Consider the following 21,353-nt stretch of genomic DNA (forward strand, 5'->3'; position numbering starts at 1 on the left):
CCACCGTTTTTGCGAGGTGTGGCAGTTCATTTTCTGCATCTTCGAGCATTAAGGGAACCTGTTTCATCAATGAAGAGCGACCAACAGGAATGATTAATCCGAATTCAGAAAGCAGGGCACGCATGCGATTCATAAGCGCGGTGCGTTCACGAACCCAATGCTCTCTCATTCTATGTACCGATAGGATGGCTTGTTGCTCGGGGGATTTTACGGGTACAAAGCGAGTTGATGGACGCTGAACAGCTTCGCAGATCGCGACTGCATCATTAAGGTCGTTCTTCCCTTTAGTTCGATAAGGAACCACGTATTTAACGGCCATGATACGGGCGTCATGCCCCAGTTTATTGAGTGTTCTTGCCCAATAATGTGCACCACCACACGCTTCGACGCCTATACGCATGAGTGGCATATTTGCTATTGTAGTCAGTAGTTTAGAGCGGGTTACTGACTTATGAAGTATGACCTTACCATTTTGGTCTACGGCATGAAGACTGAAGTGGTTTTTAGCTAGGTCGATACCGCAGAAATAAGAATAATCAGACATGGTGCCTCCGATGCATTTAAGTACCACATAAGTGTGGCAGATCCTCGGTAGGGGGAATCCATGTCATTCGTTATGTGCTTCAAGGAAAAAATGAAAACTACAAATATAACAAGAAAAGAATGTAATAGATTAAGGCTGGCAAACGCTGTAAATCACATTGACTTTACGTTTGAAGAAGCTCTAGCGGAAGGTGAGAGGGTCATTAAAAAAAAGATTGAATCATTGGAGTTTTTGTTTGAACGATCCAATGAGGAGTATGATGAATTAGCATATGATTCTGACGGCTATATGGTTGATAGTCCAGAGGTTGAATCAATTTTAGCTGACATTTCAAATTACGAATATGATATCGAAATGAACAAGGAACAACTTTATTGTTTCTCTGAAATGAAGATTATTCATTTATTTAAAGCTTATGAAGTGACAATGAAGCGCATTGTCAAAACCGCTTATCCTACAGCTAATGAACGGGATTTTTTCAACTGGGAAAAACTCATAACTTTTAGCCGAGTGCGTGGTGTTGCTCTCAAAAAGTTAGAGGGCTTTGATGAGGTTAATCAACTTCGTGTCGTGAATAACAATATTAAACATTCAGCTGGAGTTAGTTCAGAAGTTATAAGACATGTACCATTCTTTTCAGAAAGTAGATATTTTACCCTTGAGAGCTTGAATGAGTTTTATCTAACAGTTCGTGATTGCATATTTCCATTCTTACAGGCTATGGCATTTGAGTTTGATAAGGCTGTTTTTGAACAATCTGACGAAAAGTTGGATAAAATCGTGGCTGAATACTCTAAAGTCATGAGTAGCTCTGAACTAAAAATGCTTTCGGAAAAGCTTAGAGTAATGTCTGAGCAAGATGATAACGTATCTATATTGGATTATCTCAAGGCTGTTGCGATAACAAGAGAACGCACATAACAAAGCGTTTAAGACAGATTCGCAACGCTCGGCATTTTGGGTTTGCTTTGATTTTAGTGTTTACGGCACAATAGTTAAGATCGGTGGTCTGCGTTGCTCACTACTTAACGCGGCGTTAGTTTGCAAGGGGTAGAAAAGTATTATGAGTCTAAAAGCTTAGTTCTACGTCCTTACTATTCACCTGTAAGTTCCCAAATACTTATCATCGAAATTCACATCGCACGTAGTCAGTTTTTTGGTTAATTGGCTACCGTGTTATTCATTTCTTTCGTGTCAGTAAGGTTCTTTTTTCAACGTTCTTTAGCGCTGTTTCTTTGGTTCTGAAATATACCCGTACGGCTTTGAAATTCGGTACTCGTGGTGGTTAAGTTCAGCGACAGTCTTCTTAGCCAAGTTCGTTTTGCTGTTTGGGTTTAGCTTCTGTAGTTTTCAATTTTACATTGACGTTTAAAGTCAGTAGTTTTGTAACTAATTCAGCACCTTGGTGCAAAACTTTGGCTTCATCGCGGTGGCAAACTAACAAAGTGTTCAAGACAGATTCCCAACGCTTGCGGGTTTTGGTATCAAGTTTTAGAGTAGTGATTATGGTATGTTGTCTTGAGTTTAGTGGGCGTTGCTCACTGCTTAACATGTCTATGTGCTTATCAGGAAATAGGTGTAATTCATTGGATAAAATTACTTTTTTCTCGCGAATGGAACGTCAGATATTGGCAGGTCGTAAGGTTGCGACTATTCGTGATAAATCAGAAAGCCATTACTTTATTGGGCAGATTGTTGATGCTTACACTTACGAAGATAATCGAAAAATCTGTAGCCTAGAAATTCTAGGTAATGAACCAGTAGCTTTCGAACAACTTAATCGAATGCATGCTAAAGCTGAGAATTTACCATTTGTTTTTATTCTCAAATGGATCCTTCGCAAAATCTATCCAAACGAAAATGGACTGTATTTCATAACTTTTAAAGTATTAAAGTAAATGGTGAGCTTTCTACTTCACTCAACTACGCACATAACAAGAGACTATGGCGTCAATAGTTAATTTTTGACGCTATCTTTATCCCACATTGCGCCGTCTCTTAGCATTGAATTGAGTGTCACAACCATCTTTCTCATGCAGGCAACTATCGCTACTTTTTTAGGTTTTCCTGCCGCAAGTAATCGTTCATAAGTAGCCTTAAATACAGGGTTGCATTGGATAGCCGACATCATTGCCATGTACATGACTGTTCTAACTTGAGGCCGACCTCCTTTTATCATCCGTTTGCCTTTGAAGCGTCCGCTCTCTCTTGTTATAGGTGCGACGCCAATGAGAGAAGAGGCTTGCTTGTTAGTGATAAAACCGAGTTCGGGTACATTGCTAATTAGGGAGGCGGCTAAGATCTTTCCTACGCCAGGCATGCTTTGAAGGATGGTGTTCTTAGCTTGATATTCAGGGCAGCTCTCAATCAGCTTTTCTATCTTTGCCTCTACTTTTTCAAGCTGATTTTTTAGAGCTGTTAGAATCGGAGTAATAGTCGATGAGATGTTTTTGGGTAATATTTGTAGTCGGTTTCTTTCCATGGTTTGTATGGTGAGTAGTTGGTTCCGCCTCGTGACTAAGTCACTCATAAGGCGTATGTTTTCGCTTTTTAGCTTGGTAAGTTCGGGCTGAACTCGTTCGGCATAATGTGCGATGAGCGCGGCATCTAAACGGTCGTTTTTAGCTCGTTGACCAATGGCTTCAGCAAACCTTTTAATACGCAGTGGATTGGCAACGACATAAGGCAATTTGGCTTTATCACAGGCGAGTATGAAGGGCATTTCTAATCGACCTGTAGCCTCGATGACGACGCGTTGAGGTTTGTGTTTCTTAATGATTTTAATGGCATCGCTGATGCCTTTATCGGTGTTTGGTACGGTGAAGTAAATGTCGAGTGGACGGACATAGATGTCTAATTGTGACTTACCAGTATCAACGCCAACATTAATGTTTTGAAGTGTGTTTGTATTCATAATAAGCTAACTCTTGCTTGCAAATGCGGGCTCGAGACCCAGAAGACTATTCGAGTGTGGTGCTTGGAGTTCTATCTGACGTTCGTACTTGTTACCGGTCTCTCAATAGAGGAGCCATCGTTTAATCGAACTACCAGATAGAAGAACTTTAGTTGCAGCTAAAGTCTGGGTCTCACCTTACCCGATTGGAGTGCTTATTATCCATAACAAGCATTTAAGACGGATTCCCAACGCTCGGCATTTTTGGTTTGCTTCAGTTTCAGTGTTTACGGCACAATACCTTAGGCTTGGTGGTCTGCGTTGCTCGCCACTTAATGCGGCGTTAGTTTTTTAGGTTAAATTAATAAATACGCAGTTGGTTGATAAAATGGAAAATAGAAACGGTTATGTAGGCGTTGTTGGCTCGAAGGTTTATTTCGAAGTTTCGGGTAATCCCAATGGTGAGCCATTATTGATGCTACATGGTGGACTTGGTTCACTAAATGAGCTAAGCAGCATTTACCAATACGTAGCTACTGATTATCAGTTGATAAGTGTCGATTTTCGTGGACATGGAAAATCCTTATTAGGTGATCGGCAACTTAGTTACATGCAGTACCAAGAAGACATTCAACATGTACTTAGCTATCTGAACATTGATAAATATTCAATTTTTGGCTTTAGTGATGGCGGCATCGTGGGCTATCGGTTAGCTGCACAAGAGCCGGAAAGAGTTTCTTGCTTGGTTACACTCGGTTCACAGTGGCGACTAGAGGCAAATGACCCATCAATAGAATTGTTAGGTGGTTTAACGCCTGATTTTTGGGCTTCAAGATTTGCCGATGATGTTGCTTTTTATGAATCTTCAAACCCTGAACCGAATTTTCCTAAACTGGTAGACGCTGTAAAAGCAGTTTGGCTTGATACAACAGAATCTGGTTATCCGTATGATATGGTGGAAAAAATCTGCTGTCCAACATTGATCATGAGAGGCGATAATGACTTCCTGTTTTCGTTAGATGAAGCAGTAGCGTTAAAGCTAAAGGTTGCAGGTAGTAGTTTTGCTAATATTCCACTGACGGCTCATTCAGCCCATCAAGAATCGCCAAAGTTAGTAGGTGAAATTCTAAAACAGTTCATGTTGCAGCACAAAAACTAACAAACTGTTTAAGAGTGATTCGCAACGCGTGGCATTTTTACTATGCGTTGGTTTTAGTGTTTAAGGTGGCATGCGGCGGCATCAGTATTGCGTTGCTCACATTAATGCGGCGTTAGTTGCCGTACGCCGCATTAGTCCGTAGGGAATTTCTGTTTCTGGTGAAGAACTCGCATAATGCGAATAATTGAGCCTTCCACCCAATAAGAAACTATCATCGAAACTTCAGGAATAATAAGCAGTCTTCCTCGAATTCCATCACGTTGTACGCCTATTAATGGGTGCTCAAGTAGGATCTCGACTTTAGCTTCAATAATGTTGTCGGTTCTTTCTGCGACATCAGGGTTAAAGTCATAAAGGAATTCAAAGATTTTCTCTCGATCATTGAGGGACTCTTCTTCCCACAAAATCATTGTTGACCTCTGCTTCGAATTCTAGCTTTTCGTGCTTCCATACGAGATTTTGCGGATTCATTGTCAACAAAGACGGCTTTTCCAGAGTCATACTTATCAAAAGCAAGATTAACTTGTTCCGTTAACCAGACATCGTGGGATAATGTTTTTCGTTGTTGTTCTGCCATTTGCTCTGTGAGTTCACGGCAAGCATCACTAAGTGTACGACCTTGGCTCTCTGCCATCTGTTGAGCTAGGCGTTTTGTTTCGTCATCAACGCGAAATTGAATTCTGGTGTCCATGTGAGACTCCTAAAAATCAGTGTGTGCACAGATGTTAGCACTGGCGCTTGAAATGGGCAACTAACGTTTAAGATTCAAGCTAACCAAACAGGGCGCCAATTACCGGCGCCCTTTGTGTTAGTTGGAAACGCTATAAGTGTCGTAGTCGCGAAGTAAGACGATCGCGATTCAGGCTGCGAGCATTGGCCAAGAGGCGAAGAACAGTAGGTTGTTGAACGGGTCCATGTATTTTCCAAAAGAGGAAAAGGTTGATCCTGCATGCAGGACTAAAATGGCTCCGTAGGTGTACTTTTTCCACATGCCTACAACGAATGCGCCCAAAAATCCGAGCTACGCGACACCCAGAGCCATCATCGCATTGTTCGAGATGTCGATGCCGTAAAAGCCAGACAGTACTTTTGTCGCGTGCTCAGGGACAATAATCTTATCCAAGCCCCAGAACAAGAAGACGATAAAAATGCCGATTCTCAGCAGTAATAGGCTAGTTGCCAGTTTGGTTTGAAGTGTCTTTTCCATGATATCCATTGTGATGCATTCAATGATGCGATGATTTAAATGTTCATCAAAGGAGACCCATAGCCTTCGCGTTTTCTTTCGCAGTTTTTCAGTGGCTTATGTAACAGGAAATGTTTGGTTGGTTTGTTCCTCAACGTTATCGGACTCAAAATGCTGCTGCCTGAGTAAGCTGACAGTCAGGTTTATCGGCATTGGCTTATAAAAATAGAAGCCTTGGATATAGTCGACACCTAGCTTAGATAAGATTTTTACTTGTGACTCATACTCGACACCTTCGACAATGACTTGCATGCCTAAGGTGCGTGATAGTTGAAGCATGGACTCTAGCAAAGGGAGACCAAAGCTGGATTCGTCGGATATGTTTTTCACGAACACGCGATCAATTTTGAGAATGCTGAACGGGAACTGTCTTACGAAATCTAACCCTGCGTAGCCTGTGCCAAAATCATCAATCGCGACTCTTACGCCCATGTTCGATAGCTTGGTTAGGTTGTCTCTAATTTTGACCATATCGGCATCAGAACATTCACCATCTTCGGTTACTTCAAATACCACCTGCTTGAGGATCTCAGGGTGTCTTTTAAAGATGCTGATCACCTTGTTAGAGAAGTTACTGTTGGACACAACGTTGCGGCTGATGTTGACGCTGATGTACTTTGACTCGAACACGTCTTGATTGCTTTTCAACGTCATTAATACTTTGCGCAGCACGAAGTAGGTGAGCTCCTCAATCAAGCCTAAGCTTTCAGCAAGCGGAATGAAAATAGCAGGGGAGACGTTACCTTCAATTGGGTCGTTCCATCGCAATAACGACTCACAGCCGACGATCTCGTTGGTGTTTTGGTTGACGATAGGCTGCATGTGAACATGAAGGTGCTGGTTTTTTAGCGCACTTGAAAGCGAATATTCTAAGCTACGTTGGCTCTGCTTTTTATGTTTGATCGAAAGGAGAATAATGGTGGTGATTCCGGCCATCAAAAAGCCAAACCACAAATAGCTCAACATGAAGTGAAGATAAAACTGATACCCAATGTATGAGGTGATGGTCAACGGGTAGGTGTTTGATTGTATCCGCACCTTGGCGATTGATGAGTCAATATCGATAGGGTGGATATCTCTTTTGATCACTTCAACTTTGGCCTGTATTCCATGGCTGCTCAGGTTTGTTTCAACAAGGTCATAGATGAAGTGTGGCGGAATCATTAGGCTCACTCCGGCATCTTCTTTGTTCGAGAAAATGAGCATGATGGACTGAACTTGCGTGATGGCCGAGTTGGAATACGACAGGGTCGTTAAATTCGGGTCGTCATTGAGCCGCTGCCTGATGGTGCTGTATAGGCGAAATGAAACGTCACCATCGGTGGTTGAACAGTAAAATCGGTTTTCTTTATTGAATACCGCTGCTTCTTTTACCCAATCAGCTTCAAAAACGTTTTGTCGAAGCTGTCTAACGATCGCGTCGCAAGACTGTTCAGGTCTAACTTCAGATAAAAAACGGTCGAACCTTGACTGGATCCCTCCTAACCTGGTTTCGACTAACCTTGATGTGTCTTCGGTTAATGTTTGGTAGTGATACGGTGTAAAAGGAATGAGCATTGCCATGGAAAAAAAGAAAGAAATGGCAAAGTAAAATGAAGTCTTGGCAATATTTTGGTACTTGATATCCATAGTTGGAGAAGCGTTACCGATTTATGTGAGCATTCGATTTAATTTATAAAGTTAGCGATTACGTAGCAATATAAATAATTAATATTGTGAATGCAGGTACGAAATATTGATATAAATAATATGTTTTCTAGTTTTACCAGCTAAATCTTGATGTTATCTCGTTTATTTGAGTTATCGAGGCGTCATTTTTGATGATTCATGCGGATAACAAATGCTTATATCCTGATAAGTTTTGTTGTTATTTGGCCGAGCTGAATGAACTGAATGAGCTGAATATTGAGCCATGTTTAAATTAATAAAGTCATGTCACGATTCGTTTTGGTAGTGACAGCATAAAGGATGTTTATGAAAAAACTGATATCAGCACTCATAGCGGTGTGCTTCTCATTCTCTGCGTTGGCCGACGAAGGTGTTGTTGATTGCGAGAATGCGATGAATACCATCGAGATCAATCACTGTGCGGCAATTGAGTTGGAATCTGCACAAGCGGAACTGGATAAATACCTTGCAGCCAGCTTTGAGCACAATGCTTACGATGCTGAGCTGGTGGCGTCAATTAAGAAGGCTCAGGAGAGCTGGCAGGCGTACATGACAGCGCATTGTGACTCGGTTTACACCCAATGGCGTGATGGTTCTATTCGAGGGGTTATGGCGCTTTCCTGTAAGACGACGTTAACCAAGCAGCGCACGCATGAAGTGTGGGCAAATTTCTTAACCTATATGGACAGCACGCCTCCCGTTTTACCAGAGCCTAAATTAGCGCCGTAGGCCGATTTGAAATGCGTACAGGACTGTGTACCTGCTTCAACCTTTGGCGTGCGAATAAGAAAATGATAAGGGATTGCCTTACTCTTTCGTTCTTAGTTCTTAGTCTCCAGTTTGAAGCATTACAGCTTGAAGTGTTACCTAGCAAGGATTCGATTTTGAATAATGTCAGCATCACTCTTATTCAGCTTGAAGTTGAATACAAAAACAAACAAAAAAACATTGATTCGGTCTCTGATCTTTTACAAGCGGAGTCGTCAGTCGGTGATATTACTTTACTGCCTGAACTGTTCACGACTGGGTATATTTTTAATGAGGCTGAAGAAATTCATGAATTGGCTGAAGACTTCACGGACAGCAGTACTATTGATTCATTAACTCAGATGGCAGCGAAGCATCACACCTTGATTGTTGCGGGCATTGCCGAGAAAGATAGCGACCAATATTACAACAGTGTGGTGGTTGTGGATGCTTCTGGTTTACGACACAAATACAGAAAAATCAGTCAAACCAAATTCGATAAGCAGTATTTCTCGAGAGGGGACGAACGCCTCACGTTTGAGCACAAAGGCTTAAAGTTTGGTGTCGCGATTTGCTTTGATATTTGGTTCCCGGAGATCATGAGAGGGTATCAGTCGGTCGACGTTATTCTTCACCCTGCCAATTTCGGCGGGCAGCACAGTTTTGCTATTGCTCAAACAAGGGCTTTAGAAGAGGGGTGTCATGTCGTGACATGTAATCGGGTTGGACAGGATGTGGTTGATGCGTTTACCGCGACTTATTGTGGTGGAAGCCGAGCCTACTCACCCAAAGGGGAGTTAGTGACTCAACTTAATGAAAAGCAATCTATCGAAACCGTGAGTATTCAAGATCTCTCGATTGCGCCGCAATACAATGGCGTTGATGTTGAAGATGAGATGCAGCAAATCACCGATCTGTTAAACCGCTAAACCGCTAAACCGTTAGACCGTTAAATCGCTAGAACAGAGATTAGCGCGGTATCAGATCGAAAAACGCAGGGTGATTAAGCCTTGCGTTTAAGTTTGGGAACGAAGCGTTCTAAGCTTGATCGTTCATTTGATTCAGATGCTCGACTGAATGGGCGTTTTTCATCCGCTGAGCTTGATGGATATTGACCATAAGGCGATTGAGCAGTTTTTGCAGTCGTTCAATATCTGGCAGTTGTTGATTTTTGGCTTCGACTTCTAGCTCCAATGCCTGCTTAGAAAGCATGTTAAGGCCTAAGTTTAGTGACATGCCTTTAATGGAGTGCAGAGTACGACAAAGTGGCTCCAACTCCTTCGCTAAATAGTATTCGATGACACGATCAACCGACTGTTCGAACTCAATAATGGTTGAGTCGATGAGTAAGCTGAACCCTTCCGTGTCGTCTTTCAGGATGTGTATCACTTCTGAATGGCTGATCTCTTCTTCCGTTAACCTTAACGTTTCAATAGGCTTACGATGAAGCTCGACAATATTTTCATTCTCACTCGAACCTTCGGCTGCGGTTTTTTTCGGTAATCGACTTGAGAACTGTTGTAGGGCGTCGAAGAAACTCTCTTGCTGCAGAGGCTTGGTCAGAATATGGTCGACACCCGCCTGAATAAAGTTGTCATGCGCCTCACGGAATACATCGGCCGTGTAAGCGAATATCAAGGTATCGAGTTTCAGTTTTTCGCGGATGTGATGCGTTGTTTCGACCCCGTTCATTTCAGGCATATGATTGTCCATCAAGATAAGGTCATATTGAGTAGTTTTGAGGCGTTCAATCGCTAATTTTCCGTTCTCTGCATGATCGACATGATGGCCGAGTTTTTCACAGAAGCCTTGTGCAACAATGGCATTAATACGGTTATCTTCCACCAACAGTATGCTTAATGAGTCATAACTGAGAGTTTCTGCATCGACTGTATGGGTAGCGATGTCTTTCGCTTTGCTTTCTTGCCATGTGATAGGCAGGGAGACTTGGAATTTTGTACCAAGCCCAACTGCACTGGTTAATGTGATTTCTCCGTTCATGAGGTTGACTAGGTTCTTGACGATTGCTGTTCCGCCAAACTTCCTTGTTGTGGAAGTGTCGGCTTGTTCGAATGAATTGAATACCTGCTCGTGCTTATCTTTCGGGATACCAACCCCAGTGTCTGTTACCGTGAGAATCAGTTGATTGTTGGGGCGATTTAGGTCAGCTTGAATGGACACATGACCTTCTTTGGTGAATTTGGTCGCATTGCCGCCCAAGTTGAACATGATTTGACGTAGCCTTGCGCAGTCTCCGACGAGTTGGATGTTTTTCGGTATGTTATTTTCGATCAACAGGCGAATGCCTTTTTCATCGGCTAAGGGTTTTAGAGCGCTGCATACAGGCTGCATGACTTGAACAAAATTAAAGGGTGCCACATCTAGCTCAAGCTTGTTTTCTTCGACTTTTGAGAAGTCGAGAACGTCGTTGAGTATTGTCATCAAGTGGTGACCAGAATCGAGAATGATGTTGATGTTCTCTTTTGTTTCGGGTTCTTGGGTCTGGCTTGCAATGATTTGAGATATTCCAAGAACGCCGTTCATTGGCGTTCTGATCTCGTGGCTCATGGTAGACAGAAAATCGCCCTTAGCTTTTACTGCGGCTTCTGCTTTGGTTCGTTCAGCGATTAACTCCTGAGTTTTCGCTCGCATTTCACTGTCGTTACTGATCAAATTGGCTGTCATTTTTTGAAAGCTTTTTTTGAGATGAGCGATTTCGTCTTGGGTGTTTATATTCGAACTCAATTCCAGAGTTGCAGCACCTTGATCCAAATGACCAGCGGCAACTTGGTTAGTGGCTTCAAGTAGGGTGTGTAATCTTCGATTAATACGCTTTGACGCCCACGCAGCAACAAGGAGTGATATGAACACGGAAAACAGTGTTCCGAGGATTAATATGTCGCTGGTTTGATTGACTGAGCTCTCCGATTTTTCGACCCTGGTAATAATAAGTTGTTGTTCAATTTCAATGAATTGAGCAATTTCTTGGCGGATCTCATTAATCAATTTTTTTCCGGTTTGCTGCTGAGTGAGGTCGATGGCACTTTGTATTTCAGCTTCGCCTTTATTGACAAGGCTGCGTTGATTGATCTCTTTCTCTCCAGACTGTTTCAGCCATGTTTTATGAATATCATCGATTCTATATAGGCGTTCTACTTGAGGTGGGTTATCACTCACTTGATTCGCAAGGGTTTGGAGTTTTTGAGGCCATACATCAAGAGCTAAATGGTAGGGTTCTAAAAAAACAGGATCACCCGTGATCAAGTAACCACGTTCAGCCGCTTCTATGTCGACTGTTAATCTGAGAAGTTCTTGAGCCCGAGCGATGGCTTTATGTGTGTGTACAACCCAATTATTGTCTTTTACAACCGTTCGTGTGTTTTCATGGACAGAAAAAGCCACGATAAGCATCAAAGCGATAGGAATCAAAAAGCTGACTAATAGCTTTTTCTGTAGGGATATATTGTCAAACCAACCCGCGATCATAAAACAGCGCTCTCGATGTCGTTATTATTCATTGTTAGTGTAGATGATAATCAGTCGTTAAGTACGCAAATAGTTGTTAAGTGCGTGAATACATACTTTAGCGTGTAAGTTTCGCATATTAACGGCATTTTGGGGGGGATTAAGCGGCGTTATTATGTTTCAAAGACAAAAAAGCTAGCTCAATAAGCTAGCTTTCAACGGTGTGATGAGTGTGACGAGTATTAAAGCGCTTTTACACTGCTTCGTTCAACAAGAGTAGGTTCAAGTTCAACGACTTGCGGATAAGCATCTGGAGTTTGTAATCTGCTTAGTAAGGTATCGACTGCGGCTTTACCTAAACGATGTTTTGGCTGGTGGACAGTGCTTAACGCGGGGGTCATGTACTTCGACAGGTGGATGTCATCGTAGCCAATGATAGACAGATCATTCGGAATCGATGTGCCATCTTGCGCCGCAGCGTGAATCACGCCCATCGCCATCATATCGTTACTTACGAACAAGGCAGACGGCATTTCGCCACGAGTTTTCAATGTCTGATAAGAGTCAAAACCACCGTCACATTCAAAGTTGGATTCAACAATCCACTTAGGGTTGATCTCTAAATTGGCTTCTTCCATTGCTTGCTTGAAGCCTTGATAACGAGACGAAGCTTGATTGCGGTGCAGTGGCCCTGTGATACAACCAATTTGAGAATGGCCGTTATCAATCAGGTGCTTAGTTGCCATGTAGCCACCTTGGTGCGAGTTATCTTGGATCTTATCGCTCGCAAACAGCATAGGGCCCCAGTCCATTACCACAACAGGCAGTTCTGGGTAGCGATCAAATACATCGATATGTTCGCCTTCAAGGGTAGAACACATCAGCATCAAGCCATCGACACGCTTTTGCAGCAAGGTATCGATAGAGGATTTCATGCGTTCGCTGTCACCTTCGGTGTTACACAAGATAAGGTTGTAGCCTTTTTCGTAGCAACGACGTTCCACACCCTTTACCACTTCACCAAAGAATGGATTGGTGGATGTGGTCACTAGCATTCCCAAGGTTTTGGTTTGCTTCATTTTCAAGCTGCGAGCCAATGCAGAAGGCGCATAGTTGAGTTCTTTAGCCGCACTGTTAACACGCTCAGCAATCTCTTCACTGACAAAGCGTGATTTGTTGATCACGTGGCTCACGGTAGAAGTCGAAACCTTTGCGAGCCGTGCGATGTCTTTCATTGTTGCCATAAAAAATCCTTGTGGGAATAACCTTCCACGTTGCGCGATATTCTGCCTGAAAACAGGGGCTTATGCTTGTTATTTGTTGTTACCGAATTTGAAGGCTAACATCCGTTAACCACGGTTTAGCTCAGGAGTTAAGCCTTCAAATAGCTATCAAGCTAAGCAGACAGTTGCTCTGCCAAAAACGCATCGGTTTCAGCACGGCTTGGAATCGATGTTTGAGCACCAAAGCGTGTCACTGAAATAGCAGCTGCAGCGTGGGCAAATTTAATTGCACGTTCTAGCGGCATATCTTCAAGCAAGCCTGTCACCAACGCGCCGTTAAAGGTGTCACCTGCGGCAGTTGTATCTGTCGCTTCAACACGGAAACCTGCGATTAATTTACCTTCGCTGGCTTCATTGCCTTGACCGCGATGACTCACCCACACGCCTTTCGCGCCTAGCGTGATCATTACCGTTTCGATGCCTTTAGCATGCAGAGCCAACGCAGCCTGATGAGCAGATGCATTGTCCGTCACGGTAATGCCGGTTAGCACTTCAGCTTCGGTTTCGTTTGGTGTAATCACGTCAACACAAGCAAGCAGCGAATCCGATAATGGACGAGCAGGAGCCGGGTTTAGAATGACTTGCGTGCCACTCTCTTTTGCTACTTTCGCAGCGTATTCAATGCCTTCAATTGGTGTTTCAAGCTGAGTCAGTAAATATTTAGCGCCGCGAATCTTTTCTAGGTGCGGTTCGATTTGATCGCAAGTCAGCTTGTCGTTGGCTTCCGCAGAAAGACAAATACTGTTTTCGCCTGTTGCTGATACTTGGATCATCGCGATGCCCGTCGGTGTGTTGTCTGCAACGATCACACCGTCGATGTTGATGCCATCTTTAGCAAAATCTTGACGGATGTTGATGCCAAATGGGTCGTCACCAACACAGGCGATGAAGCCAATATCTGCGTTTAATCTTGCTGCCGCTACGGCTTGGTTTGCGCCTTTGCCGCCAGGAATGACCTGATAGTTACCGCCAATCAAGGTTTCACCCGGACGAGGGAACGAAGGAACTTGCAGTACGTGGTCAGCGTTAACGCTACCTAAAACAATCAGTTGAGTCATGATACGAGCCTTATGATATATCGTATTTGAAAATGCATGGGTCTTTCTCATTACGTTAATTCACATTACGTTGATTGCTAGCCTTGTCAGCGGCTTATGAGAAACAGCGATGCACTGTCGGTTTTTTGCTTTTTGTTTTGAGTCAGTGAGCTAATGAGCTAAGCAAAGCAGGGGATAGGGGACCCCTGCTTTATATCGCGTTACTTAGTAACGATTACTTAGCGATGATTTTTAGAGGTACTGGTACGTACTCGTCTACTGTTTCGCCTTTCAGTACTTTGTCTGCCATTTCGATACCTAGAGAACCGATTAGGTCAGGCTGTTGTGCAACCGTTGCGCCAAGTAGGCCACGGTTAACAGCAGCGATGCCGTCTTCAGTGCCGTCAAAGCCAACGATCATCACTTCTTTACCTGAAGCTTGAACTGCGCGAAGTGCACCTAGCGCCATTTCATCGTTCTGAGCGAATACCGCTTGTACGTCTGGGTTAGCAGCAAGCAAGTTTTCCATTACGTTCAGACCTTTAGTACGGTCGAAATCAGCAGGTTGGCTTGCAAGAAGCTCAAGGTCGCTGCCGTTTACTGCGTTCATGAAGCCTTCACCACGTTCACGAGCAGCAGAAGTACCAGCGATACCTTCAAGTTGGATTACTTTCGCTTTTTCGCCCACTTTTTCCATGATGAAGTGACCTGCCATTTCACCGCCGATTACGTTATCAGAAGCGATGTGGCTCACTACGTCACCACGGCTTGCGCCACGGTCTAGCGTTAGTACAGGGATGTCTGAGCGGTTAGCAATACGAATCGCGTTAGACACAGCGTCTGAATCCGTTGGGTTAATCAGGATTGCTTTAACACCACGAATGGTTAGATCTTCAATGTTCGAAAGCTCTTTGCTTGGGTCGTTTTGAGAATCAAGAACGATAAGCTTGTAGCCTAGCTCTTCCGCTTTCGCTTCTGCGCCATCTTTCATGGTTACGAAGAATGGGTTGTTCAATGTAGACAGAACGATTGCCATTGTATCTTGCGCCTGTGCAGACACAGATACCGTTGTAGAAAGAAGAGCAGCAGAAATAAGAGTCGCTAATTTTTTCATGGTGTAAGTCCTTTGTGTAGGGTGAGCTAGGAGGTGAGTCCTAGCTCGTAGTTACATTATTTATAGATTCTAATATTTTAAGGTAAAACAAACTGTTACTTTTATTAAACTAGAGTGTTACTTGTATTAACCTAAGATGTGAATAGGTTTTATTTGTTTTTGTTGTCGACTAATACCGCCAGAAGAATAACCACTGCTTTTGCAATCATCTGGTAGTAAGAAGATACGTCTAATAGGTTTAGGGCGTTGTTTAGGAAGCCGATAATCAGAGCACCAATCAATGTGCCCATGATGCGACCACGACCGCCGGCTAAGCTTGTTCCGCCAAGAACTACGGCTGCAATGGCGTCTAGTTCATAACCCATACCTGCGGTAGGTTGAGCTGATGACAGTCGAGATGCCACGATGATGCCTGCAACCGCTGCTAACAAACCACAGATTGCGTAAACGCCGATTTTTACTTTGTCTACGTCGATGCCTGATAGGCGAGTTGCTGATTCGTTGCCACCAAGAGCGTAAACGTAGCGACCAAAGCGTGTGTGGTTCAGTAGGTACCATACCGCTGCGAATACCACGACCATGATCCATACTGGAACTGGGATGCCCATTGCGTAGCCTGTACCGAACCAAGCGAATGCGTCTGCTGTGTCAGTAAAACCAGTCGAAATAGGACGACCGTCGGTGTAAACCATGGTTACGCCGCGCAATAGAGTCATAGTTACAAGCGTTGCGATGAAGGCTTGAACCTTACCCTTGGCGATAATCACACCACTGATAGCACCTAATGCTGCACCGGCTACAAGAGCGGTTGGCACTGCGATCATCACTGGGATTTCCATGCCAATCATGCTGGCTGCGAATGCACCACAAAGTGCCAGTACTGAACCAACACTCAAGTCGATACCCGCGGTTAAGATAACCAGCGTCATACCCACAGCGATGATTGCGTTAACCGAGGTTTGGCGCAGAATGTTCAGGATATTGTCGACAGTAAAGAAGTTCGGGTTTAAGAAAGAAACGACAACAATCAGGAAGATCAAAGCAATCAATGACTTTTGATCAATCAGCCACTCTTTGCTGATTAACGGTTTTTTCTTTGGAGCTTCAGTTGTTTTGCTCATGGTTTTAGTACTCATGCTGCGTCCTCGTTGATCTTTTTACCGACCGCACACGCCAGTAATAATTCTTGGTTTGCTTCTTTAGCATTAAATTCACCGCTTACACGGCCTTCATGCATCACCATGATGCGGTCACTCATTCCTAATACTTCTGGCATTTCAGAGGACACCAAAATGATGCTCATGCCGTCGGCTTTAAACTTATTAATGAGTTGGTAAATCTCTTTCTTAGCACCGACATCGACACCACGTGTTGGCTCGTCGAGAATCAGTACTTTTGGTTTGGTCATCAAGCCCTTAGCGATAGCCACTTTCTGTTGGTTACCACCAGAAAGGTTGCCAATAATCTGTTCGCGAGTCGGGGTTTTGATGTTGAATAGCTTGATGAAGTCATCAACTGCAATCACTTCGTCTTTATGTTGGATTTGACCGCTCTTTGTCAGTAGGTCAAGCGAACATAACGACATGTTTTCTTTAACAGAAAGCCCAAGCACTAAGCCATCGCCTTTGCGGTCTTCAGAGATGTAAGCAATGCCATTGGCCAAGCCGTCTTTCGGGCTTACAGGGTTGATGGTTTTGTTTTCTAGGTTGATGACGCCGCGTTCACTTGGAAGGGCACCGTAAATCACTTTCATCAGTTCGGTACGACCCGCGCCCATTAGGCCAGATACACCCAGGATTTCACCGCGTTTTAGCGTAAAGCTCACGTCGTGAACACCAGAACCCGTCAGGCCAATCACTTCAAGACAAGTTTCACCGTGGCTCTGGCCGATACGTGGATATTGCTCGTCTAGCTTACGACCAACCATCATTTCGATTAGGCCATCTTCGTCGGTGTCTTTTACTTCACATTGACCAATGAATTTACCGTCACGCAGTACCGTGATGTCATCACAAATCTCAAAGATCTCTTTCAAGCGGTGAGAGATGTAAACAATGCCGCAGCCTTCATCGCGCAATTCATTAATCACCTTAAACAGAGATTCAGTTTCAGTGTCGGTTAGCGCATCGGTTGGTTCATCCATGATGATGACCTTAGATTCAAACGATAGGGCTTTCGCAATCTCTACCATTTGCTGCTCACCAAGGCTCAACTGGCCTAAAGGTGTTTTCGAGCTGTGTTTCACGTTAAGGCGTTTAAGTAGCTTGTCGGCTTCTCGGTACATCTCGTTCCACAAGATGCGACCCATGGTGCCCGTGATTTCACGACCTAAGAAGATGTTCTCGGCGATGGTCAATTCAGGGATTAGATTCAGTTCTTGGTGAATGATGCTAATGCCTGCTTGTTGAGAATCACGTGGCCCTTTAAATGCAGCAGGTTTTCCTTGGTAGGCGATAGTGCCGCCGTCCAAGTGGTAAATACCCGTAAGCACTTTCATAAGCGTTGATTTACCCGCACCGTTTTCACCCATTAACGCCATTACGCGTCCTGGATAAACGTTGAGGCTTGCCTTATCCAGTGCTTTAACACCAGGGAAGGCTTTCTCAATTGAGCTAAGTTCTAAAATGGCTTGAGTCATGTCGGTTCCTTTACTCGGGGCCAGTTGCATTTGATTGTTCTGTCTATGTATTGCTTTGGTTCAGTGATAACACTGAGCTGTCGTTGCGTTTTGCTTGAGCTAAAAGGTTACGCCAGCTTGGAAAATAACATTTGCGTATGGTGTGCATTCACCAGTGCGAATCACTGCACGGCTTTCATGCGTTCGCTGTTTGAATTCTTCATGAGTGATGTAAGTAATAGAAAGCGATTTGCCACAACGTGCTTCTTCTGTCTTGATTAAATCAATCAGCGCAGCGTGGTGTTCTGGGCTTACTTTCGCAAACTCTTCTGCAATCACAACGCCTTCGATTTGAGATTCATCCAGCATGGTTTTTACCGTTTGCTGAAAGCTTGGGACACCGTGAGTCAAAGCAAGATCAATACGAGTTACGTGGTCTGGAATCGGCAGACCCGCGTCACAAATCGTGATTTCATCTGTGTGGCCAAGAGTCGCCACTAGGTAAGAGAGTTCAGAGTTTATTAGAGTACTTTTTTTCATATCACGACCTATCGAAAAATAACGCTTGATGGGTTGAGAACAACTCAAGAAATGCCATCGAAACGTTTCGATAGTGATAATAGTGTCTGATTTATCATTTGCACGTTTGATTGTTTTAGAGTGTGATAACGATCATCGAAACGTTTCGATGGGGCGTTTTTTGGTGATCTTAGTCACCGCTATTGATTGCATAAATCCTTTATGTGGGTTCAATCGATAGCGCATATCCAAACTTACTGATGGTAATGATATGGACGTTTTGTGCTCTTAATCGCGCGAACACATTGCGTAGGTTATAGACGACGTTAGCAAGAACATGCGGTGACGAGAGTTGCCCGTCCCAACACACATCAACAATATGCTCTCTTGAAATCGGTCTTCCCACATTTTCCAATAATAAGCAGAGCACTGCTAATAGGTGAGGGCGCAAAGTGATTTTGTTTCCTTGCTGATTGGTAATCGTTCGAGCGTCGATATCAATGATTAAGCCGTTGAAGTCTATAGTGTGGTTCATCGTGTTTTTTGATCGTCTTATTCTGAATTGTGGAGATTGAGCGAAATTGGCTGCTTTTGGATCGGATAACTATTTAAGTGTGCTTATTTAAGTGTACGAATGGTCAAAGCGCGCGAATTATGCAGAATCGCACCACGCTTGAAAGTAAGCGTTCGTAAGTCTGCGCGAATAAAATCTAAAAATGGGATGGTTTGAAAATTGAGTGGAAGGTTTTATCTAGAAAAGACGTGTTTTTATTTCTTTATTATTCATGTGTTTATTTGGTAATTACTGATTATGTTGGCTGAAGTTACAAAGTGATTATATTTTTATTTATTTTTTTGTTTTCTGTGAGATTAACCTGCTTGCCAATTCGACGGGGTGTCGGATAACTCTAGCAAGATTGTGCAGCACAGGAAGGCGTAACAATCTTGATTTGCACTAAGTAAGGTCAAGCAGTAATGAACAACAAATTTATTCTAAGCATCGCGATGATGTCAGCATTTGCAGCAAACCATGTAATGGCAGCAGACAGTGGATTCTACCTAGGCGGCGCAATCGGTACATCTGGTATTGATGATGGCGGGTTAACTGACACGATCAAAGAACCTATTACTTTTAAAGCCGAAGACAATACTTACCGATTAATTGCTGGTTACAAATTTAACCGCATTGTTTCGGTTGAAGCTCAATACACAGATTTTGGTGATATAGCCCTGAAAACGAAATCTGGTAATAAGGTTTTCACTTGGACACCTCAAATCTTTGCGGTAACGGCGAACCTCGGTTACACGTTTGATAATGGCATTCGTCCATTTGGCACTATCGGTCTGTCGACTATTGATCTAGACATGAAGCTTGCTGATGGATCTCGCCCTTCAGGAGATGGTTTTGATGATTCAGGAGATGGCATCCGTATGGGTGTTGGTGTTGAATATACGCCACCTACAATGTCTTCGTTGAGCTTTCGCCTAGCATACGAAGCCGATGCTTTTGATGTCGAAGATTACGAAAACGGACACAAGACAGAAGATACTGTTGTTCTGGACTCTTTCTACTTAGGCGCAATGTACACATTCTAAGTTTCACACTTTGCTAAACGGTAAATCGGTTTCTAAATGGGGCGTCGGTTGGCTCAACCCGTTTAGCTAAAGTGAAAGGCCGCAGTTTTTGACTGCGGCTTTTTTATGTTTAACTCTACGCTTCACGGATATGCGCGGTAACAGAGACGACGGCATGGTCAGTGCTAAATTGGTCGTGTTCAAAGCTTGGATTGATGAGGTGATGGTCTAACACTGTGTAGCGAGAGATCTCCATTAAGCTTGAAGAGTTCTGACAGTCAAATTCGTTCGACATCAAAATGTAGTCCAGTACAGACCCAGAAGCGCCGTAGTAATGGGTTGGCTTACGCTGTTCAAGCAAGTCTTCTTCATGTAGTTGATGATAAAGATCCCAGCTGTCTTTCAATCGAAAGTGGGATAGCCAATGCTTGCTGTTTTCGTCTCGGTTGATTGAGTAACTCAACAGCCCTTTAAACTCATCATTAAACAGAGGTTTATTAAAGTCACCCATCAACACAACAGGTTGCTCGGTCTGGTAGCGTTGGTTGGTGATGTATTGATGCAGCATCTGAGCTTCTAGACCGCGTTGGACACTGGATAGCCAAGAACCAAGCTGTTCTTGGTGAAAGCGAGTGAGGGTGTCACTTTGTGGTTTTTCGCCTTGCAGAGCGTTGTCCGCATCGACAGATTCTGCTTTTGGTTCTGTCGGACGCTGTGATTTGAAGTGCACCACATAACAGTCGGTCGAGCCTAAATGGGGTAACGTAATCGTCGCGTGAACAGGCGTTCTGTTGAATGAGAATTTTTCGTCAAGGTTGAATGCTTTCAGTAACTTCGAATCTGGCGTAACAGGCTGCACGTTTTCAATCGGGTAACGGGAAGCAATACCAACGACAGGTGAGGTGTATAGGTAATCATCTTCAACGTGTGCGCTATCGACCACTGCAAAGTATGGATAACCTAGCTCGTTCATCAATTGCTCTAAAGATTGCGGGCTAAATATCTCTTGGAAGCCGATCACATCACAATCTAATGAACGAATCGCTTCAGCCATCCAATGTTGCTTCTTTTGCCATTCTTCGAAGCTGTAGATGTTCTCAAAATCATAATAAGCATTCGGTGGCTCGAGATAGTTCAGAAGGTTGAACGTTGCGAATGTTATTTGGTTTGGTTTGTTCAAAGTGTCATTCCATTTAGACCTATGCAGCAAGGATACTCCAGTAAAAGTATAGTTTGTTGATTATTTAGAGCCTAAATTTAACTTTAGAAGTCAACCAAAGGAATCTAAGCCGTGAAGGCTTGTGCCATTCAGGCTAAGCAATCAAAGCTAACTGTATCCAATAACTTCGAGTTGTGACGAGTTAATTGTAAATAAACCGTCAGAGATAGAGTGCTGATGGTTTTATTAGTTATTACATGATGTTAGATTTGAACCTATACTTGATTTAACGGCATGCATTCAAAGCCGATAAATCAACTTGAATAT

20 protein-coding genes and 2 pseudogenes are annotated in these 21,353 nt (G+C 43.5%); 6 read left to right on the forward strand and 16 right to left on the reverse strand.

The annotated features are described in order from the left end of the window. Positions 1-544, reverse strand: a pseudogene (locus A142_RS19675) (IS110-like element ISVisp6 family transposase); the annotation flags it as partial. 90 nt (positions 545-634) lie between these two features. Here A142_RS19675 and A142_RS19680 point away from each other — a divergent pair. Then, positions 635-1,465 (forward strand): hypothetical protein, encoded by an 831-nt coding sequence (locus A142_RS19680; RefSeq protein ID WP_139137196.1) that lies wholly within the window; start codon positions 635-637, stop codon positions 1,463-1,465. Positions 1,466-1,850: 385 nt separating this feature from the next. Here A142_RS19680 and A142_RS25240 read toward each other — a convergent pair whose 3' ends face one another. Further along, on the reverse strand, positions 1,851-2,096 hold the full coding sequence (locus A142_RS25240; protein WP_019823654.1) for a hypothetical protein: 246 nt from the start codon (positions 2,094-2,096) through the stop codon (positions 1,851-1,853). Positions 2,097-2,130: 34 nt separating this feature from the next. Here A142_RS25240 and yqfB point away from each other — a divergent pair, with 34 nt between their 5' ends. Further along, positions 2,131-2,442 carry a N(4)-acetylcytidine aminohydrolase gene (yqfB, locus tag A142_RS19690; protein ID WP_029405546.1) on the forward strand — a complete coding sequence of 104 codons (312 nt, stop codon included), beginning with the start codon at positions 2,131-2,133 and terminating at the stop codon, positions 2,440-2,442. 59 nt (positions 2,443-2,501) lie between these two features. On the opposite strand, the gene A142_RS19695 is transcribed toward yqfB, so the two are convergent. Next, a complete protein-coding gene (locus tag A142_RS19695) occupies positions 2,502-3,458 on the reverse strand; it encodes an IS110 family transposase (protein WP_019823657.1) in 957 nt (318 codons plus the stop codon). Between the two features lie 367 nt (positions 3,459-3,825). On the opposite strand from A142_RS19695, the gene A142_RS19700 reads away from it, so the two are divergent. Continuing rightward, positions 3,826-4,596 (forward strand): alpha/beta fold hydrolase, encoded by a 771-nt coding sequence (locus A142_RS19700; RefSeq protein ID WP_019823659.1) that lies wholly within the window; start codon positions 3,826-3,828, stop codon positions 4,594-4,596. Positions 4,597-4,727: 131 nt separating this feature from the next. Here A142_RS19700 and A142_RS19705 read toward each other — a convergent pair whose 3' ends face one another. From A142_RS19705 to A142_RS19720, 4 genes and pseudogenes are all read right to left on the reverse strand, one after another. Beyond that, complete coding sequence (locus A142_RS19705; protein WP_019823661.1) at positions 4,728-5,006, reverse strand: type II toxin-antitoxin system mRNA interferase toxin, RelE/StbE family; 279 nt, start codon at positions 5,004-5,006, stop codon at positions 4,728-4,730. Further along, positions 5,003-5,287, reverse strand: coding sequence for a type II toxin-antitoxin system RelB/DinJ family antitoxin (locus tag A142_RS19710; protein ID WP_019823664.1), 285 nt, complete (start codon positions 5,285-5,287; stop codon positions 5,003-5,005). The genes A142_RS19705 and A142_RS19710 overlap by 4 nt, the downstream gene beginning before the upstream one ends. A gap of 168 nt (positions 5,288-5,455) precedes the next feature. Then, positions 5,456-5,803 (reverse strand): annotated as a pseudogene (locus A142_RS19715) (hypothetical protein). Positions 5,804-5,899: 96 nt separating this feature from the next. Continuing rightward, on the reverse strand, positions 5,900-7,471 hold the full coding sequence (locus tag A142_RS19720; RefSeq protein WP_019823668.1) for an EAL domain-containing protein: 1,572 nt from the start codon (positions 7,469-7,471) through the stop codon (positions 5,900-5,902). A 345-nt stretch (positions 7,472-7,816) separates the two neighbouring features. Between A142_RS19720 and A142_RS19725 the strand changes: the two genes are divergently transcribed. Beyond that, entirely contained in the window at positions 7,817-8,239 is a 423-nt protein-coding gene (locus A142_RS19725; protein ID WP_019823670.1) for a lysozyme inhibitor LprI family protein, read from the forward strand. Positions 8,240-8,394: 155 nt separating this feature from the next. Continuing rightward, a complete protein-coding gene (locus A142_RS19730; protein ID WP_019823671.1) occupies positions 8,395-9,186 on the forward strand; it encodes a carbon-nitrogen hydrolase family protein in 792 nt (263 codons plus the stop codon). A gap of 109 nt (positions 9,187-9,295) precedes the next feature. On the opposite strand, the gene A142_RS19735 is transcribed toward A142_RS19730, so the two are convergent. The 8 genes from A142_RS19735 to A142_RS24550 form a co-directional block, all read right to left on the reverse strand. Beyond that, positions 9,296-11,743 carry a CHASE3 domain-containing protein gene (locus A142_RS19735; protein WP_019823672.1) on the reverse strand — a complete coding sequence of 816 codons (2,448 nt, stop codon included), beginning with the start codon at positions 11,741-11,743 and terminating at the stop codon, positions 9,296-9,298. Positions 11,744-11,964: 221 nt separating this feature from the next. Beyond that, positions 11,965-12,966: a substrate-binding domain-containing protein gene (locus tag A142_RS19740; protein ID WP_019823673.1), complete on the reverse strand. Its 1,002-nt coding sequence runs from the start codon at positions 12,964-12,966 to the stop codon at positions 11,965-11,967. 152 nt (positions 12,967-13,118) lie between these two features. Continuing rightward, a complete protein-coding gene (gene rbsK / locus A142_RS19745) occupies positions 13,119-14,063 on the reverse strand; it encodes a ribokinase (protein ID WP_019823674.1) in 945 nt (314 codons plus the stop codon). Positions 14,064-14,277: 214 nt separating this feature from the next. Beyond that, on the reverse strand, positions 14,278-15,156 hold the full coding sequence (gene rbsB, locus A142_RS19750) for a ribose ABC transporter substrate-binding protein RbsB (protein WP_017058470.1): 879 nt from the start codon (positions 15,154-15,156) through the stop codon (positions 14,278-14,280). 149 nt (positions 15,157-15,305) lie between these two features. Next, positions 15,306-16,292, reverse strand: coding sequence for a ribose ABC transporter permease (rbsC, locus tag A142_RS19755; protein WP_017082395.1), 987 nt, complete (start codon positions 16,290-16,292; stop codon positions 15,306-15,308). Continuing rightward, on the reverse strand, positions 16,289-17,794 hold the full coding sequence (rbsA, locus tag A142_RS19760; protein ID WP_019823678.1) for a ribose ABC transporter ATP-binding protein RbsA: 1,506 nt from the start codon (positions 17,792-17,794) through the stop codon (positions 16,289-16,291). The genes rbsC and rbsA overlap by 4 nt, the downstream gene beginning before the upstream one ends. Before the next feature lie 99 nt (positions 17,795-17,893). Next, the gene (gene rbsD / locus A142_RS19765) at positions 17,894-18,313 is read right to left on the reverse strand and encodes a D-ribose pyranase (protein ID WP_017060853.1); all 420 of its coding nucleotides are present in this window, start codon (positions 18,311-18,313) and stop codon (positions 17,894-17,896) included. 199 nt (positions 18,314-18,512) lie between these two features. Beyond that, positions 18,513-18,827, reverse strand: coding sequence for a winged helix-turn-helix domain-containing protein (locus A142_RS24550; RefSeq protein WP_019823680.1), 315 nt, complete (start codon positions 18,825-18,827; stop codon positions 18,513-18,515). A 440-nt stretch (positions 18,828-19,267) separates the two neighbouring features. Here A142_RS24550 and A142_RS19770 point away from each other — a divergent pair, with 440 nt between their 5' ends. Further along, positions 19,268-19,888 (forward strand): porin family protein, encoded by a 621-nt coding sequence (locus tag A142_RS19770; RefSeq protein WP_019823681.1) that lies wholly within the window; start codon positions 19,268-19,270, stop codon positions 19,886-19,888. A 115-nt stretch (positions 19,889-20,003) separates the two neighbouring features. Here A142_RS19770 and A142_RS19775 read toward each other — a convergent pair whose 3' ends face one another. After that, complete coding sequence (locus tag A142_RS19775) at positions 20,004-21,047, reverse strand: endonuclease/exonuclease/phosphatase family protein (protein WP_019823682.1); 1,044 nt, start codon at positions 21,045-21,047, stop codon at positions 20,004-20,006. Positions 21,048-21,353 lie beyond the last annotated feature (306 nt).

This window comes from Vibrio splendidus 12E03, assembly GCF_000272105.2.
GTDB lineage: Bacteria > Pseudomonadota > Gammaproteobacteria > Enterobacterales > Vibrionaceae > Vibrio > Vibrio splendidus_I.

Bases quoted from the DNA above. Each gene is read 5' to 3' on its own strand.
- A142_RS19680 (WP_139137196.1), top strand. From the start codon at position 635: ATGAAAACTACAAATATAACAAGAAAAGAATGTAATAGATTAAGGCTG.
- A142_RS25240 (WP_019823654.1), bottom strand. From the start codon at position 2,096: ATGTTAAGCAGTGAGCAACGCCCACTAAACTCAAGACAACATACCATA.
- A142_RS19695 (WP_019823657.1), bottom strand. From the start codon at position 3,458: ATGAATACAAACACACTTCAAAACATTAATGTTGGCGTTGATACTGGT.
- A142_RS19700 (WP_019823659.1), top strand. From the start codon at position 3,826: ATGGAAAATAGAAACGGTTATGTAGGCGTTGTTGGCTCGAAGGTTTAT.
- A142_RS19705 (WP_019823661.1), bottom strand. From the start codon at position 5,006: ATGATTTTGTGGGAAGAAGAGTCCCTCAATGATCGAGAGAAAATCTTT.
- A142_RS19710 (WP_019823664.1), bottom strand. From the start codon at position 5,287: ATGGACACCAGAATTCAATTTCGCGTTGATGACGAAACAAAACGCCTA.
- A142_RS19720 (WP_019823668.1), bottom strand. From the start codon at position 7,471: ATGGATATCAAGTACCAAAATATTGCCAAGACTTCATTTTACTTTGCC.
- A142_RS19725 (WP_019823670.1), top strand. From the start codon at position 7,817: ATGAAAAAACTGATATCAGCACTCATAGCGGTGTGCTTCTCATTCTCT.
- A142_RS19735 (WP_019823672.1), bottom strand. From the start codon at position 11,743: ATGATCGCGGGTTGGTTTGACAATATATCCCTACAGAAAAAGCTATTA.
- A142_RS19740 (WP_019823673.1), bottom strand. From the start codon at position 12,966: ATGGCAACAATGAAAGACATCGCACGGCTCGCAAAGGTTTCGACTTCT.
- rbsK (WP_019823674.1), bottom strand. From the start codon at position 14,063: ATGACTCAACTGATTGTTTTAGGTAGCGTTAACGCTGACCACGTACTG.
- rbsB (WP_017058470.1), bottom strand. From the start codon at position 15,156: ATGAAAAAATTAGCGACTCTTATTTCTGCTGCTCTTCTTTCTACAACG.
- rbsC (WP_017082395.1), bottom strand. From the start codon at position 16,292: ATGAGTACTAAAACCATGAGCAAAACAACTGAAGCTCCAAAGAAAAAA.
- rbsA (WP_019823678.1), bottom strand. From the start codon at position 17,794: ATGACTCAAGCCATTTTAGAACTTAGCTCAATTGAGAAAGCCTTCCCT.
- rbsD (WP_017060853.1), bottom strand. From the start codon at position 18,313: ATGAAAAAAAGTACTCTAATAAACTCTGAACTCTCTTACCTAGTGGCG.
- A142_RS24550 (WP_019823680.1), bottom strand. From the start codon at position 18,827: ATGAACCACACTATAGACTTCAACGGCTTAATCATTGATATCGACGCT.
- A142_RS19770 (WP_019823681.1), top strand. From the start codon at position 19,268: ATGAACAACAAATTTATTCTAAGCATCGCGATGATGTCAGCATTTGCA.